Origin of the sequence: Micromonospora lupini, from assembly GCF_026342015.1 — a bacterium.
GTDB lineage: Bacteria > Actinomycetota > Actinomycetes > Mycobacteriales > Micromonosporaceae > Micromonospora > Micromonospora lupini_B.
Window position 1 is genome coordinate 1,651,730 of record NZ_JAPENL010000001.1, and the last position, 14,118, is coordinate 1,665,847.

General features: G+C 71.0%; 15 protein-coding genes. 3 read left to right on the forward strand and 12 right to left on the reverse strand.

Annotated elements, in window-relative coordinates; genetic code table 11:
• Positions 1 to 296 precede the first annotated feature (296 nt).
• On the forward strand, positions 297 to 1,103 hold the full coding sequence (locus tag OOJ91_RS07505; RefSeq protein WP_266243851.1) for a hypothetical protein: 807 nt from the start codon (positions 297 to 299) through the stop codon (positions 1,101 to 1,103).
• A gap of 12 nt (positions 1,104 to 1,115) precedes the next feature.
• Positions 1,116 to 1,397 carry a hypothetical protein gene (locus OOJ91_RS07510; protein WP_266243852.1) on the forward strand — a complete coding sequence of 94 codons (282 nt, stop codon included), beginning with the start codon at positions 1,116 to 1,118 and terminating at the stop codon, positions 1,395 to 1,397.
• Positions 1,398 to 1,456: 59 nt separating this feature from the next.
• On the opposite strand, the gene OOJ91_RS07515 is transcribed toward OOJ91_RS07510, so the two are convergent.
• From OOJ91_RS07515 to OOJ91_RS07560, 10 genes are all read right to left on the reverse strand, one after another.
• Complete coding sequence (locus tag OOJ91_RS07515) at positions 1,457 to 1,843, reverse strand: AtzH-like domain-containing protein (protein WP_266243853.1); 387 nt, start codon at positions 1,841 to 1,843, stop codon at positions 1,457 to 1,459.
• An 80-nt stretch (positions 1,844 to 1,923) separates the two neighbouring features.
• Positions 1,924 to 3,567, reverse strand: coding sequence for a regulator (locus OOJ91_RS07520; RefSeq protein ID WP_266243854.1), 1,644 nt, complete (start codon positions 3,565 to 3,567; stop codon positions 1,924 to 1,926).
• Positions 3,568 to 3,579: 12 nt separating this feature from the next.
• The gene (locus tag OOJ91_RS07525; RefSeq protein WP_266243855.1) at positions 3,580 to 4,272 is read right to left on the reverse strand and encodes a cysteine hydrolase family protein; all 693 of its coding nucleotides are present in this window, start codon (positions 4,270 to 4,272) and stop codon (positions 3,580 to 3,582) included.
• A 9-nt stretch (positions 4,273 to 4,281) separates the two neighbouring features.
• The gene (biuH, locus tag OOJ91_RS07530; protein WP_266243856.1) at positions 4,282 to 4,971 is read right to left on the reverse strand and encodes a biuret amidohydrolase; all 690 of its coding nucleotides are present in this window, start codon (positions 4,969 to 4,971) and stop codon (positions 4,282 to 4,284) included.
• Positions 4,972 to 5,009: 38 nt separating this feature from the next.
• The gene (gene atzF, locus OOJ91_RS07535) at positions 5,010 to 6,812 is read right to left on the reverse strand and encodes an allophanate hydrolase (RefSeq protein ID WP_266243858.1); all 1,803 of its coding nucleotides are present in this window, start codon (positions 6,810 to 6,812) and stop codon (positions 5,010 to 5,012) included.
• 90 nt (positions 6,813 to 6,902) lie between these two features.
• Positions 6,903 to 7,559 (reverse strand): GntR family transcriptional regulator, encoded by a 657-nt coding sequence (locus tag OOJ91_RS07540; RefSeq protein WP_266245299.1) that lies wholly within the window; start codon positions 7,557 to 7,559, stop codon positions 6,903 to 6,905.
• Positions 7,560 to 7,706: 147 nt separating this feature from the next.
• Positions 7,707 to 8,630: a SpoIID/LytB domain-containing protein gene (locus OOJ91_RS07545; RefSeq protein WP_266243860.1), complete on the reverse strand. Its 924-nt coding sequence runs from the start codon at positions 8,628 to 8,630 to the stop codon at positions 7,707 to 7,709.
• Between the two features lie 6 nt (positions 8,631 to 8,636).
• The gene (locus tag OOJ91_RS07550) at positions 8,637 to 9,521 is read right to left on the reverse strand and encodes a peptidase inhibitor family I36 protein (protein WP_266243862.1); all 885 of its coding nucleotides are present in this window, start codon (positions 9,519 to 9,521) and stop codon (positions 8,637 to 8,639) included.
• A 36-nt stretch (positions 9,522 to 9,557) separates the two neighbouring features.
• The gene (locus OOJ91_RS07555; protein WP_266243863.1) at positions 9,558 to 10,412 is read right to left on the reverse strand and encodes a peptidoglycan-binding domain-containing protein; all 855 of its coding nucleotides are present in this window, start codon (positions 10,410 to 10,412) and stop codon (positions 9,558 to 9,560) included.
• 218 nt (positions 10,413 to 10,630) lie between these two features.
• Entirely contained in the window at positions 10,631 to 11,668 is a 1,038-nt protein-coding gene (locus OOJ91_RS07560) for an NBR1-Ig-like domain-containing protein (RefSeq protein WP_266243864.1), read from the reverse strand.
• Between the two features lie 137 nt (positions 11,669 to 11,805).
• Here OOJ91_RS07560 and OOJ91_RS07565 point away from each other — a divergent pair, with 137 nt between their 5' ends.
• Entirely contained in the window at positions 11,806 to 12,222 is a 417-nt protein-coding gene (locus OOJ91_RS07565) for a hypothetical protein (RefSeq protein ID WP_266243865.1), read from the forward strand.
• A 120-nt stretch (positions 12,223 to 12,342) separates the two neighbouring features.
• Here the strand turns inward: OOJ91_RS07565 and OOJ91_RS07570 are convergent, their stop codons facing one another.
• Complete coding sequence (locus OOJ91_RS07570) at positions 12,343 to 12,921, reverse strand: dihydrofolate reductase family protein (RefSeq protein WP_266243867.1); 579 nt, start codon at positions 12,919 to 12,921, stop codon at positions 12,343 to 12,345.
• Positions 12,918 to 14,117 carry an RNA polymerase sigma factor gene (locus OOJ91_RS07575; protein ID WP_266243869.1) on the reverse strand — a complete coding sequence of 400 codons (1,200 nt, stop codon included), beginning with the start codon at positions 14,115 to 14,117 and terminating at the stop codon, positions 12,918 to 12,920. The genes OOJ91_RS07570 and OOJ91_RS07575 overlap by 4 nt, the downstream gene beginning before the upstream one ends.
• Position 14,118 lies beyond the last annotated feature (1 nt).

The window sequence follows — 14,118 nt, forward strand, 5'->3', positions numbered from 1 at the left end:
CACATAGTCACCCAGCCGAATCGGTTCGCGGAGCGTGCCTCATCGTCACCTGTCGACGTCGGAGCGGGATCGGGTCGACGATCTGTGCCGCATCGACGCTCCGGGCGCACTGCACCACGGCCTTGTTATCGTTCACAGTCCTGGTCACCTGCCCCGCGTACCGCCGGGACGCCGAGCGGGGATGCTCGCACCGCTCGGCCCGGCGGCGCCGGACCGGCGCGGTGGCCGCGGATCAGCCCGCGAGAGGTGTAGCCCGTGTTGCCCGGGGGCAACAGTCCGCGCATGGGTGGGACGGCGTGAGGCGGCCGAAGCGGTGTCTGCCGCCGGCGGCTCTCGGCGCGGCGGCGTTCGGGGCGGCGGCGCTGGGGGCGGCAGCCCTCGGCGTGACCCTCGGCGCCGAGCCCGCGCACGCCGACCCGTCGCCGTCGCCGACCACCCGCGCGCCGACCGAGGACGCCACCGCGGCGGGGATCGTCGGGTCGCTGCTGCACGACGTGGTCGAGACGCCGCTGGACATCGACCTACCCCTGCCGACCGCCCTCCCCCTTCCCGTGCCGACGACCCTTCCCCTGCCGGTGCCGACGACCCTCCCCCTGCCCGTTCCGACCGGCACCGCCGCGCCGACTGTCGAACCCTCGACCGCCGCGCCAACCCGACGCCCTCGTGCACGGCTGTCGACCCCGCCGCCAGTCGCGCCCGTCCCCTCGGAGTCGCCGGCCGCACGCCCCACCTCGCCACCACCGCAGGCCCCGCTGACGGCGAGGGCGTCGGTTGCCGGCCTCCCCCGCAACGCCAGCGGTCGCGCGCCGACTCGTACGCCTGCCGCGATGACAGCTCAGCCGCTGCCGGCGCCGTCCCGTCCCGTCGGTCCCCTGCCGGGGCAACCGGCGCTGGTGCCGGCATTCGCGTCCGCGCCCGCGGGAACCGGCGCCGGCGGGCTCGACCAGTCGGCGTCCGCGACCGACGGACCGCCGGCCGTCGCACCGCTGCACCGTGGGCGCGCGGTCCTCCCCTTCGACAGCCACGCCGCCAGTCGACCCGTGGAGCGGGGTCCCCCGCCGCCACGGCAGCTCCTGATCTTCCACAGGCGTCCACTGCGTTGATCAGGAGAGATCATGGAACTAGCCGTTATCTGGGTGCCCGCCGACATCGAGCCGTCGGAGCACGCCATCACGATGTGTCTTGACCACCTGCGCCGACATGACTACCGGTTGAACGGGATCATGCGGGCATCGTGGGAGAGGGTCGAGCAGAAGATGGTCGACGGGGAGGTGGACGTCGTCGTGATCGCCGACCTCGCCCATCTACCGCCGGACCGGTCACCCCGGATCGAGGTGGCCGCCACTGTGTCGAGCGCCGACGAGGCCCGCCCGGTGTCCGGCACAGACCTCGGCTGACACGACGAAGCGCCCCGTCCACAGCAGGACGGGGCGCTTCGTCGAGCCGTCGGGCCCGCTCAGGCGGGGTCCGCGGCTGGTTCGGAGACATGGGCGGTGACGATCCGCCAGCCGACGGGCAGGCGTACCCAGGTCTGGGTCTGCCGCCCGGTGGCGGCGGTGCCGGCGTACCCGAATCGGGTCGTCACGACCGCGAGGTCCGCGCCGAACGTGCTGATCGTCGGGTCGACCAGCCGGCGGCCGGCCGGCAGCGGTGGCTGCGCCGCCCGCCACTTGCGCTGCTCGTCCAACCCGTACTGGTGGTCGGCCAGGCCGAAGCGCACAGTCCGGTCGGAGTCCCAGAAGTACCCGCAGACACCCTCGGCGTCGCCGTCGGCCAGCGCCCGCTCGTAGCCGGCGAAAGCCGCCGCCACCTCGGCGACCACGTCAGTCCGGTCGATCTCCATGCGGTACGTCCTCTCGATCCGTCGGGTCGGCGCCGGCCGGCCGGTGGGGAGGCGTCGGCATACCCACCGGGCCTGCCGGCTCAGCCGCTCAGGGCCGACGTCCTCTGCTCGGCCTCCGCACGATCGGTGGCGGGATCGGGGCTGGTGGGGGCGGCCGGACCGGGTGTCCGGTCCAGCTCGGCCTCCTCCGGTTCGGGATCGCGCGGTGTGGGGCGACCGAGCGCGAAGATCACACAGATCGCCGCGACGAAGAGATAGCCGAGCGCGACCTGTCCGTTGGCGTTCCACTCGATCCGTTCACCGTGGATCAGCCCGATGAACGAGAGCACCGCGCCGGTGCCGGCGAAGATCGCCGCCCGGACGAACCGCTTGTCGATGATGAAGACCACCACCGCGCCGAGCACCAGGCCGGCGAGGATGGCGCCCCGGCCGAGCACCAGCAGCCCGTCGTACACCACGCCGGCGCCGTTGAGAGCGTCGTCGCCGACAGCGGCGGCGCTGGTGCCGGCCGCCGCCAACGCGTTGTCGATCTGACCTGTCGCCCAGGCCGCGATGTTGGGAATCAGCGCGGCGACCACCGCCGCGGCGTGCGCCCGTGGGGTCGCCTGGAACGCCTGCGCCCCGATCAACAGACCGATGTAGAGCAGGATCGGCACGATGGCCGCCGTCGGGAAGATCGCCGCGAGCAGCCCGAACATGCCGAGGAAGCAGAGCACCGCGATGACCACGCCGGTCGCCATCGAGTAGCCGCTGCGGCCGCCAGCGGCCTTCCAGCCGGGGTGGCCGACGTAGACGGCGGGCGGGAACGGCGACCCGAGCGCCGCGCCGATGACCGCGCCCGCGCCGTCGGCCAGCAGCACACTGCGCAGGTTGTAGTTGTCCCCGGCGGTGGCCGCGCTCTCCACGTTCGTCATGCCCTCGGTGAAGTTGTAGACGCCGAGCGGAATCGCCGTCGCCAGCAACGGCGCCATGTCGGCCAGTCCGGTGAACAGCAGGTCCAGCTTGAACGAGGGTACGGCGAACGCGATGTCCCGTGCCGCGGCCGTGACGTCGGGCACCGACATCGCCCCGCCGGCCCAGCCGATCGCGGTGCCCACCAGCAGCGCCGCGAGCCCGATCGGAAAGTTGAACGGCAGCTTCACGTCGGTGAGCAGACCGATCAGCAGCAACGCGAAGACCGGCAGGGCGACCCAGGCCATGCGCCACATCTGCCCGGCCGGGTTCATCGAGATGAAGGTGATCGAGATCCCCGCGAGGGTGCCGAGCAGCGCGGCCCGGGGCGCGTACCGGCGGATGTAGGGCCCGACGAACGCGCCGATCAGCACGATCACGCCGATGATGAAGGCCCACGCCAGCCCGGCCTCCCAGGCCCGCACCGGATCCTGGGTGCGCAGGTAGATGGGCAGCATGATGACGAAGATGACGATGAACATGTGCGGCACGCTCGGCCCGTACGGCAGGGCCGTCACGTCGGAACGGTTCTCCCGGCGGGCGAGGCGGCGGGCCAGATAGGTGTAGTAGACGTTGCCCGCGACCAGGGCGATGCCGAGTGCCGGCAGGATCGTGCCGAACACCTCCCCCTCGGGGAGGTTCACCACGGCGATGCAGAGCCCGGTCAGGGTGAGCACGTTGACCAGGACGTTGACGCCGAAACCGAAGAACGCGTTGGTGTCGCCGCGCACCCAGAACGGGAGCGGGACGACTGTGGACTTCGTGGAGACCATGGCTGCTCCCGGTCAGGAAGAGGGCTGCAACGCGGACGTGGTGGACAGCGCGACGCGTACCTGCGCCGAGTCGGCTACCCAGCCGAAGATCCCGCCCTGGGCGGCGATCATGTCGAGTCCCACCCGCTGGAACTCCGGGAAGTAGGAGCCGACGCAGTCGGCGAGCACGAGGCACTCGTACCCGCGGTCGTTGGCCTCCCGGACTGTGGTGTGCACGCACACCTCGGTGGTGACCCCGGTGACCAGGAGGCTGCGGATGCCCCGTTCGGCGAGCAGGGCATCCAGGTCGGTGGCGTAGAAGGCCCCCTTGCCGGGCTTGTCGATCACCGACTCGCCGGGCAGCGGCGCCAACTCGTCGACGATGTCGTGGCCGTACTCGCCGCGGATCAGGATCCGGCCCTTGGGGCCGGGGTCGCCGATCCGCATGCTCGGTGCGCCCCGGCTGAGCTTGGCCGGCGGGCAGTCGGACAGGTCGGGCAGGTGACCCTCGCGGGTGTGCACGATGGTCAGGCCGACGGCGCGGGCATCGGCCAGCAGGGCCGCGAGCGGCGCGATCGTCGTGCGTAACTTGCTGACGTCGTTGCCCAGGCTCGCACCGAACCCGCCGGGCTCCAGGAAGTCACGCTGCATGTCGATGACGAGCAGCGCGGTGGTCGAGATGTCGAAGGAGTACGGGCCGGGCCGCGCGGCGGCGACTGTCGACATGGGCGCACCTCACTTCGCCGTGGCGGCGATGACGTCGTCGGATGTGGTGACGCAGCCGAAGACGCCGCCCTGCATGGTCACCATGTGCAGTGCCGCGTCGTGGTTGGCCTTGTCGGTGGCGCCGGTGCAGTCGGAGAGGACCAGGCACTCGTACCCCCGGTCGTTGGCCTCGCGCATCGTCGTGTGCACGCAGACGTCCGTGGTGATCCCGGTGAGGATCAGGTGGGTGATGCCCCGGGTACGGAGCACCAGGTCGAGGTTGGTGGCGTAGAAGGCGCCCTTGCCCGGCTTGTCGATGATCACTTCGCCGGGCACCGGGGCGACCTCGGGCACGATCTCCCAACCCGGCTCGCCCCGGACCAGGATCCGGCCGGCCGGACCTGCCGCTCCGATCTCGGCACCGATACGCGCCGACCGCCACCGCTTGTTCGCCGGCAGGTCGGACAGTTGCGGATCGTGCCCCTCCCGGGTGTGCACGACGAGCATCCCGAGCGACCGGGCGTGCTCCAGCAGCCGGGCGGTGGCCGGCAGGCCGGCCCGGGTGAGGCCGATGTCGTAACCCATCGCGTCGACGTAGCCGCCCGGTCCGCAGAAGTCGATCTGCCAGTCGATGCAGAGCAGTGCGGTACGCGCGGTGTCCGCTGCGCCGTCGTACGGCCACGGGTAGGGGTTGGCCGGTACCGGCCCGATGCTGCCCATCCTCTCGCCTCCTGTCGTGATCGCTGGTGCCGCCCGCGTCAGCGCCGGGCGGCGGAACGGCGGTAGGCCCGCCACCCACCGCTGGCGCTGATGTCCTCGGCCTGCGGGCCCGCGGCATACGCCTCGCAGAGGAAACCGAGCACGTCCCGCCCGTCGTGCAGGCGGACCCAACCGAGTGAGAGAGGTGCCGGCACGCCTGCCAGCAACCCACCGACCGCGGCGCTGGGCAGCCGCCACAGCTCGACCTCGATGGGATGGCCAGACGGCCCGTCCGGGGCGGTGCGGACCAGACCGGGCAGCCCCTCGCCATCGGGCGTGTCCATCCGGTAGAGCCGGTAGAGCGGCGCGGTGCGGGCGGTGCCGGCGAGGACCGCGCCGTGCCCGACCAGCTCGCCGTTGCGGGACTCGCCCGCCAGGTGCCGACCGACCACGGCGATCAGCACGTCCGCCGAGCGCTGCGCCGGCGGTGAGCTGGCCTCGACAGCCCCGGTCGGCGTGCCGCCCTCGGTGAGGGTGGCGGCCAGCCTGGCCAGAGTGGTGTCGCTGAACGCCGGGCCGAGCAGGGTCAGGCTCGCCGGCCGACCGGTGGCGGTGAATCCGTTGGGTACGGTCACCGCGGCCAGGTCGAGCAGGTTCGCGAACTGCGTGTAGCGGCCGAGCGTGGCGTTGCGGCCGATCGGGTCCTCGGCGATCTCGTCGAGCGTGAACGTGGTGCCGACGGTGGGCACGACCACCACGTCGACGTCCTGCCAGAGCTTGTCGACCTGCGCGCGCAGCTCGCGTAGCCGGTGCTGGCCCCGGAAGGCGTCGAGCGCGTCGTAGCCCCACCCGGTCTCCAGCACGGCCCGGGTGACCGCGAGGACCGACTCCGGGTGTGACCGCAGGAAACCGCCAAGCGCGACGAGCCGCTCGGCCACCCAGGGCCCCTGGTAGAGCAGGTCCCCCGCCGCGAAGAAGGCGCCGAGCGGCACCGACCGCGGGGACCCGACGAGGGTTCGCAGCAGTTGCACGCCGGCGGCGAACCGGGCTTCCTGCCCGGTGTCGCCGAAGAATTCGAGGTCTTCTGCCTGCGGCACCCCGAGGCGTAGGGTCCCCGGCATGCGGGGAACCACCCGCTCCGCCGGCAACGGACGTCCCCACGGGTCGGCCGAGGTGACGGCACGGGCGGCGTGCAGCACGTCGAGCGCGCCGGCCACGTCGGGGGCAAAGACCGACACGCAGTCGAGCGAGCGGCAGGCCGGCACCACGCCGGCAGTGCTGAGCAGACCGCGGGTGGGCTTGAGGCCGACGATCCCGTTGAGCGCCGCCGGCACCCGGCCGGAACCGGCCGTGTCCGTGCCCAGGGCGAAGCTGACCTGGCCGGTGGCCACCGCGACCGCGGAGCCGGAGCTGGAGCCGCCGGAGATGAGGCCGCCGCCGAAGACGCTCTGGCAACTGCCGTACGGCGAGCGGGCACCCGTGAGACCGGTGGCGAACTGGTCCAGGTTGGTCTTGCCGACGAGGAGCGCGCCGGCGTCGAGCAGTCGGCGCACCACCGGCGCGTCCTCCGCGGCCAGGTATCCGAAGTCGGGGCAGCCGGCCGTGGTGACCATGCCTGCCACGTCGATGTTGTCCTTGACCGCGAACGGGATCCCGTACAGCGGAAGTGCCGGATCACCGTGGCGGGCCAGCGACTCGGCCCGTTCGCGCAGGCGGTCGGCCGGGACGGTGCTGATCCAGACCGGCTCGCCGTCACGCCCGGCCAGGCCGTCCAGGATGCGCTCGGCCTGGTCGACAGGGGTGCGGCTCCCCCCGTGGTACGCCGTCCGAAGCTCCGAAATGGACTCGACTCGTTCTGGCATACTGTCGATTGTCGACCGTTCTGTTACAGGGAATCACGCGCTCTGTAACGAGGACATGACGGCACGCCTAGCGCGTCCGCCCGTCGTCGGCTAGTCGAGGTACGAGCGCGCCCCGTGCGCGGAGAGCACTGCGAGAACCTCCTCGGGATCTCCCCCGACGACCGCCTCGAACAGCCGCTCGTGCCGGTGCACCCCGTCCAGCGGCTGCGCCACCTCCGCCTCGCGGCGCAGGTTGATCGCCATGTAGAGCTGCAACTTCACCAGGATCGAGCCGTACACGGCGGAGAGTTGGCGGTTCCCGGCGAGCGCCACGAGGGCGACGTGGAACGCCCGGTGCGACTCCGCGACAGTCATCCGGTCGCCGGCCCGGGTCGCCTCCCGCATCTGGTCCAGCGTCGCCCGCAACCCCGCCAGGTCGCTCTCCCGACCGACCGGGATCCCCGCCCGCACCGCGAACCGCTCCAGCACGTCACGCAGCTCGTACAGCTCGCGCACGTCACGGTCGGACAGGGTGGCCACCCGGACACCGCGTCGAGGCACGTGCTCGACCAGGCCCTGCTGGGCCAGCAACCGCAGCGCCTCCCGCAGCGGAGCCCGGCTGATCCCCAGTCGGCGGGTCAACTGCTCCTCGACGAGGCGTTCGCCCGGGTCGCTCTTGCCGCTGAGGATTTCCCGGGTCAGCCGGGAGACGGCGAGGTCCACCAGACTGACGCTCTCCAGCTCGCCGTCCACAGTCCATGCGGCCATGTCGTTCACGCCGACGAGTCTGCCACCCGTCGTCCTACGGCCGGCGCGGGTGCGTCCCCTCGGCCCGGTGAACGGCCCGGCCGGATGGCCGGTTGGCAGCGTGCCGCCCGCCGCGGGCGCGGCGGGCGGCACAGTTGACGCGGAGCGTCAGGACACGACCACGTCGCGGTAGTAGTAGCGCAGGATCGTCTGGTAGCTCTTGCCCGCGTTCGCCTGGTCACGCGAGCCGTACTGCGACAGCCAGTCTCCATCCACCCAGCCACCGCACGCCGTCGTGGTCGCGCAGTAGTGGGCCTGCAGGATGTTGCCGCTACGGGTCATCCGTGTCGACCAGGTGCTGTCCACGGCCGCGGACGTCGACGTCTGCGCCGACGACGGCCGGTAGACCTGGTCGCCCGTGTCGTCCCGGACGTCGTAGCACTGGCCGCCGGAGGTCTTCCGGGTCGAGTGCAGCGCCCAGTACCAGCCGTAGCTCTTGACGGCCACGGCGCCGGCCTCCAGCGAGGCTCGCGGCCAGCTCGTGATCCACTCGTTCGGCAGGACGTTCTTGACGTACGTCTTGAAGTCGACCCGGTCGACGCGCCCGAGACCGACCCGGTAGACGAGGATGGTGCTCGGCAGCTTGGTGTTGGTGCCGTCGGTGCTGCAACCCGTCGGCCCGCTCACCAGCTCGTGCGAGGCGTTGTTGTTCTTCAGCGTGGCGTTGAGGTTGCCCTTCGCCCCGGCCGCGAAGTCCTGGGTCGCACCGGCGAAGTTGCTGTTGAAGTAGACACGCACGGTCTTGCCGGTCCGGTTCCACACCGACGCCGCGTTGTTCTTCACGCACAGGCCCTTGCCGGCGCCCGCGCCCTTGAAGTCGTAGCAGCTCGGTTGGGTGGTGCCGTAGTCGTCCAGGGAGTCGGTGAAGTCGGAGACCGAGCCGGCCTGGTTGCTGTTGTAGTAGTAGCAGAACTCGCCGCTGTCGCAGGCTCCGTCCCGTGCCGCCGCCGATGCCGGCGACGCCACAGTCAGGATGGAGGTGCACATGGCGAGGACGGCGCCGACGATGGCGAGGCCCTTACGGATATTCACGGCGTCCTACTTCTCGTTGTAGCCCTGGGAGTTCCAGAACGCGGTCGGGTCGGCGTTGTCCAGGGTGGGGTCGCCGACGCTGACGGCCGCGTGGGTCTGCCGGCCGGCCCGGACCTCGACGTGGGTGTGCGCGCCGGAGCTGGAGGACACCCCGTGCCACGACTCATCGGCGATGATCTCGCCCTTGCTGATGGCGTCGCCCACGCTCACCCCGGACCTCGGCGCGGTGTGCAGGTAGATCACCGTCTTGTTGAGCGAGGAGTTGTAGACGGAGATGGTGGACAGGCCGCCGCTGCCGGTGCTGCCCTGCGCGACGTAGGTGACAGTTCCGGAGACCACCGCGTGCACGTCCGAGCCGACGCTGCGGGCGATGTCGATGCCCTCGTGTCGGCCGGAGGTGGTGGTGTAACCGTCGAAGCCGCACGTGACCGATCCGCCGCTGGCCTGGTACAGGGCGTACGACAGGTTCGTGCGCGTCGACGGCGAGAACTGGTGCGAGGCGTTGTTGTTCTTCAGCGTGGCGTTGAGGTTGCCCTTCGCGCCGGCCGCGAAGTCCTGGTAGGAACCGGCGTAGCCGCTGTTGTAGTAGACGCGGACGGTCTTGGTGCTGCGGTTCCAGACCGAGGCGGCCTCGTTCTTGATGCACAGGCCCTTGCCGGCGCCAGCGCCCTTGAAGTCGTAGCACGAGGGCTGCTCGGTGCCGTAGTCGTCGAGCGATCCGGTGAAGTCCGAGATCGATCCCGCGTTGTCGCTGTTGTAGTAGTAGCAGAATTCGCCGCTGTCGCAGACGCCGTCCCGGGCCGCCGCCCAGGCGGGCGATCCGACGCTGAGGATCGAGGTGGTCGCGGCCAGCGCGACGCCGACGGCGGCGAGGCTCTTACGGATGTTCATGGTGTCCTTTCAGAAACGGTGAGTGGGGGGTGCGGGTCACTGCCCGCGCTGGTACTGCTCCCAGGTCTGGATCGGGATCCGGGGGCCGTCGTCCGGGCCTTGGTTGGCCAGGCCGTTCATGCCGAGGTAGTAGTCGCCGACCTGGTGCTGCGCCTGGCTGGACAGGTCCGTGTCGTTGATCGCCGTGGCGTGGACGTGCCACGGCCAGTCACCCTGACTCGGGTCACGGACCCAGGCGGCGAAGCCGACCCTGCGCAGAGCCTTGGCGACGGCGGTGCGCTTCGCCGCGGTCATGCCGACGACCGAGATGTCCACGACTCCCCCGCCGTCGTGCGTGCCGGCCGAGGTCGGGTCGCCTCCGGGGTTGTACGAGCCCTGATCGAGCACCAGGGTGTAACCGAGCAGACGCTGGGCCTCGGCCAGCATCGCCTGGGTACGGGCGTTGACGACGTACCCGTCACGCTGAACCTTCGCGCCCGGTCCGATCGTGTTGCCGACCGTGTAGCGGTTCAGCCCGAGCTTCGTCAGCGACGTCGCTCCGGGCAGGCCGTTCGCGGCCAGGCCGGTGTAGCCGAGCGAGCGCTGGTAGGCCGCGTACGCCGAGATGGTCACGGTGCCGAAGTAGCCGTCGACCCACTGCGCGTCCAGCAGATTCTTGGCCTGGAGCGCCTGCTCGACGGCGAGCACGGAACTCTTCGCACCCGGGGTCAGCGTGTTGTCGGCACGGCGAGGGTCGATCTGGGCGGCCAGGACGCTGGCCTCCATGTCCACGACAGGCCGCGCTGCCGTCGCGACGGTCCGCTGCGCGGCGGCGCCGGATGCCGCGTGTGCCGGGACGCCGACGGCCACGCAGAGCGCGGCGAGCCCGACGGTTAACCAGGGACGGCGCAAGACAGGTCCTCCTCGTAGCTGGTGAGTCGTTCTCGGTTCGACATCACCATGCGAGAAATGCCCTGCTGTTCGGTACCCCCGGCGTCCTGTCAGATCCGTCAGGACCTCATTGACCTCGATAAACGTGGCGTTGTCAGGTTGGGCTGGGACCGCACCTGACACCGTGCGTTCGCGTCCGGACGCCGCTTGAGGGCGACCCGGAGCCCGGGAGCGACCCGTTAGGCGGTCACGGTGACCATGAAGTACACCGGCCGGCGGGTGGGGAAGTACTCCCGCCCGGTCTCGTCGACCATCTTCCAACTGACCCAGCACTTGCCGGGGCGGTTCGGCGCGGTGACCCGAACGCGGATCATCACCTGCTCGCCGGGCGGCGTGTCACCGATCGACACCCGATCCGGTGTCCGGCAACCGGCACCGTCGGCAGCGGGGTCAATTCGCGCCAGGAACCGGTTGTGCCAGTCGACCTTCCCCACGTTCGCGAGGGCCCACACCTTGTCGAACTGGGCGTTCACCTTCACCTGCGTGCCGTCGGGGATGGTGACGTCGGCGACGAACTTGCTCGCGTCCCCGGGAATCAACGAGTCCGAGAACGCTGACGCCGACGGCGACGCCACCGACGGTGACGCCGACGGGGTGTCGGAGTCGGCCGGGGACGACCGACCGCGGACGGTCACGGCCAGGACAGCGGCCATCGCCACCACCAGCACCACCGCTGCGGCGTTGAGCCACGGCAGCCGGCCCCGCCACCTACTCTCGACATCATCCTCGGCCTGCGGGTACTCCACGGTCGTCAGCGCGCCCTGGTCCTTCGACGCGGACGCGTCGACTCCCGACACGGCGGGCCCGTGGGCCGCCGGAGTGCCCAGGCCGCCGGACGTCTCGACTCCGGTCTGCGTTCCGTCGGCGGTGGCTGGGCTGCCGGCCCCGGTCGGGAAGTCGGCGACGACCGGCGCGAGGCCGCCCTCCGGGATGGTCTGGCTCTCGCCGGGGCGCTGCGCGTCCTCCCATCGGCGCCGCCACTGGGCCTCGTCCGCCTCGCAGGCTCGGACGAACTCCCGCGTGGTCTCCCAGGACGGGAACCTGGTACCGGCGGCTGCCTCGTGCAACGTGGTGTGCGAGATCCGGCCCGACCGCCCCGCCATCTTGCGGAATGAGGGGTCTCCCGCGGCGCTCCGGAGTGCCCGCAACTGTTCGGCGAACCTCTCGGCAGCCTGTCTGTCCTGAATCGACTCCGCGGCGGCACGCTGGTCCTTCATCACTCCCCCATGTCAGACGCCTTCGTCAGGCGTTGTCAGAGCGTGTCAAAGGCTACCGAACGGGCCGTGGAGACCATCAATGTGGTGCACCGACGACACGGGGATCGACGGTCCCGGTGCATTGAAGGAGGTCACCGATGAAGAGCCTTTCCCGACGCGGCGTACGAATCCTCGCGGCCACCGGGCTGGCTGTGCCTGCGACGTTGGCATTCGCCGGACCCGCCCACGCCGAGACCAACCCGCGCTGCGCGGGTTCGGTGCAGATCGGCGCGACGGCGTACGTCACCGTCGGCGGGCAGACCGCCGCATCGGTCAAGCAGTACAAGGGCTGTGGCAAGAACTACGCGTACACGTACGTGTGGCAGCAGTACCGGGCCAGCCACGGCTCGTACCAGGTCTGCACCTCGATCGTCACCGGCAGCACGCTGCGCGACCTGCAGTGTTCGAGCGGCCCCGACGTCTGGTCGCTGGGTGCCAACACGTTGACGGTGTGCACCCGGGCCCTCGGTGGGATCTCGGACGTGGCGCAGAAGGAGACCGAAGTGCGCTGCTGACCGGCGGGGTCGACGCGTGGTGACGCGGTCAGGTGGTCACCCAAGCGGCGTGGACCGCCGGCGGTGGTGGTGGTGTGGCTCGTGCCGGCCACACCACCACCGCCGGGTGCGAGGGACGACTCAGGTGTGCAGGGTGGGTCGGTAGATGAACTCCTGGGAGCGGCCGTCGAGCGTCCGGCTCTCGATCAGCTCCAGGTCGTAGTCGGCCGTGCCGTGGAAGATCGGCTCCGTTCCGGTCTGACCGGTGACCACCGGAAAGAGTGTCACCTGGACGAAGTCGACAAGGCCGGCGGCCAGCAGTGCCCGGTTCATCGAGAGGCTGCCGTGCGATCGCAACGGCACCTCGGACTCCTTCTTGAGTCGGGCGACGACGTCGACGGCGTCACCGCGCACGACGGTCCCGTCCGGCCAGTCGAGGGGCCCCTGCACCGTGTTCGACACGACAGTCGCCGGAAGGTTGATCATGCGGGTGACCCACGGGTCCCGGACGTCGGACTCCTCGGTGCTGTCGGCAAGCATGCCGGCGAACATCCGGTAGGTGCCGCCACCGAAGACCATGCGCTGGTCCTCGCCGTACGTGGCGAGACGGCGCTCCAGCAGCTCCGGGCCCTGCTTGCCCCAGTAGCCACCCCAGTTGCCCGTGGTGCTGCCGAAGCCGTCGAGGCTTGTGAAGACGTCGAAGGTGTAGGTGGCGGTCATGCTGATCTCCTTGGGTGGGTGAGTTCGGTACGACGCGTCCGCAGGAAGGCACGCTCGGTCTCGTTGCTGGTCAGCGCGATGGCCTGGTCGTAGGCGGCTCGGGCCTCTCCGTCGCGGCCGAGCCGGGCCAGCAGCTCGGCCCGGGTGGCGGGCAGCCGGTGGTAGCCCGGGAGGTCGACGTCCTCCAACGCGGCGAGGGCCACCGCCGGGCCGTGCACCTCGGCGACCGCGACCGCCCGGTTGAGCGCGACGACAGACGTCGGCGCGAGCACGAGGAGCTGGTCGTACAGCGCCAGGACCTGCGGCCAGTCGGTGGCCGCGCCGTCGGTGTGCACCGCGCCGATCGCGGCCTGGATCTGGTACGGGCCGGGCCGGTTACGCCGCAGGCAGCGACGGACCAGGTCGTGGCCCTCGGCGATGAGTGCCCGGTTCCACAGCGACCGGTCCTGGTCGGGCAGGAGCACGAGTTCGCCTGTCGGGCCGAGCCGGGCCGGACGGCGTGCCTCGGTGAGCAGCAGTAGGGCGAGAAGGCCCAGGACCTCGGGTTCGTCGGGCATCAACGCCGCCAGCTCGCGGGCGAGCCGGATCGCCTCGCCGCACAGGTCCGTCCTGATCAGCGGCCCGGCGGTGGACGCGTAGCCCTCGTTGAACATCAGGTAGAGCACTGTGAGCACGGGTGGCAGCCGGTCCGGCAGCTCGTGTTCGGCGGGCACCCGGTACGGGATGGCGGCGTCCCGGATCTTCTTCTTCGCGCGCACGATCCGCTGTGCGACAGTCGTCTCCTGGGCCAGATAGGCCCGGGCGATCTCCGGTACCTCGAGACCGCAGAGGAGACGGAGCGTGAGGGCCGTCCGCGCGTCCGGGGCGAGCGCCGGGTGGCAGCAGGTGAAGATGAGTCGCAACTGGTCGTCCTTCACAGGTCCCACCTCCTGGGGCTCGTCCTGTTGGTGCAGCAGCAGGGCCTGGGCGTGCCGGGCCTCGCGGGTCGACTCCCGGCGGAGCCTGTCGACGGCTCGGTTGCGCGCGGTCGTCACGATCCAGGCGCCGGGGTTGGGCGGCAGGGTCTGCCACTTCTGCAGCGCCGTGGTGAAGGCGTCCTGGACGGCCTCCTCGGCGAGGTTGATGTCACCGAGGAGGCGGGCCAGGGTGGCGACGCAGCGGCCGTACTCCGCGCGGTAGACGCTCGCCAGGTCCATG

Coding starts and splice junctions, on each gene's coding strand:
- OOJ91_RS07510 (WP_266243852.1), top strand. CDS start 1,116: ATGGAACTAGCCGTTATCTGGGTGCCCGCCGACATCGAGCCGTCGGAG.
- OOJ91_RS07515 (WP_266243853.1), bottom strand. CDS start 1,843: ATGGAGATCGACCGGACTGACGTGGTCGCCGAGGTGGCGGCGGCTTTC.
- OOJ91_RS07570 (WP_266243867.1), bottom strand. CDS start 12,921: ATGACCGCCACCTACACCTTCGACGTCTTCACAAGCCTCGACGGCTTC.
- OOJ91_RS07565 (WP_266243865.1), top strand. CDS start 11,806: ATGAAGAGCCTTTCCCGACGCGGCGTACGAATCCTCGCGGCCACCGGG.
- atzF (WP_266243858.1), bottom strand. CDS start 6,812: ATGCCAGAACGAGTCGAGTCCATTTCGGAGCTTCGGACGGCGTACCAC.
- OOJ91_RS07525 (WP_266243855.1), bottom strand. CDS start 4,272: ATGTCGACAGTCGCCGCCGCGCGGCCCGGCCCGTACTCCTTCGACATC.
- OOJ91_RS07560 (WP_266243864.1), bottom strand. CDS start 11,668: ATGAAGGACCAGCGTGCCGCCGCGGAGTCGATTCAGGACAGACAGGCT.
- biuH (WP_266243856.1), bottom strand. CDS start 4,971: ATGGGCAGCATCGGGCCGGTACCGGCCAACCCCTACCCGTGGCCGTAC.
- OOJ91_RS07550 (WP_266243862.1), bottom strand. CDS start 9,521: ATGAACATCCGTAAGAGCCTCGCCGCCGTCGGCGTCGCGCTGGCCGCG.
- OOJ91_RS07575 (WP_266243869.1), bottom strand. CDS start 14,117: ATGGACCTGGCGAGCGTCTACCGCGCGGAGTACGGCCGCTGCGTCGCC.
- OOJ91_RS07540 (WP_266245299.1), bottom strand. CDS start 7,559: ATGGCCGCATGGACTGTGGACGGCGAGCTGGAGAGCGTCAGTCTGGTG.
- OOJ91_RS07520 (WP_266243854.1), bottom strand. CDS start 3,567: ATGGTCTCCACGAAGTCCACAGTCGTCCCGCTCCCGTTCTGGGTGCGC.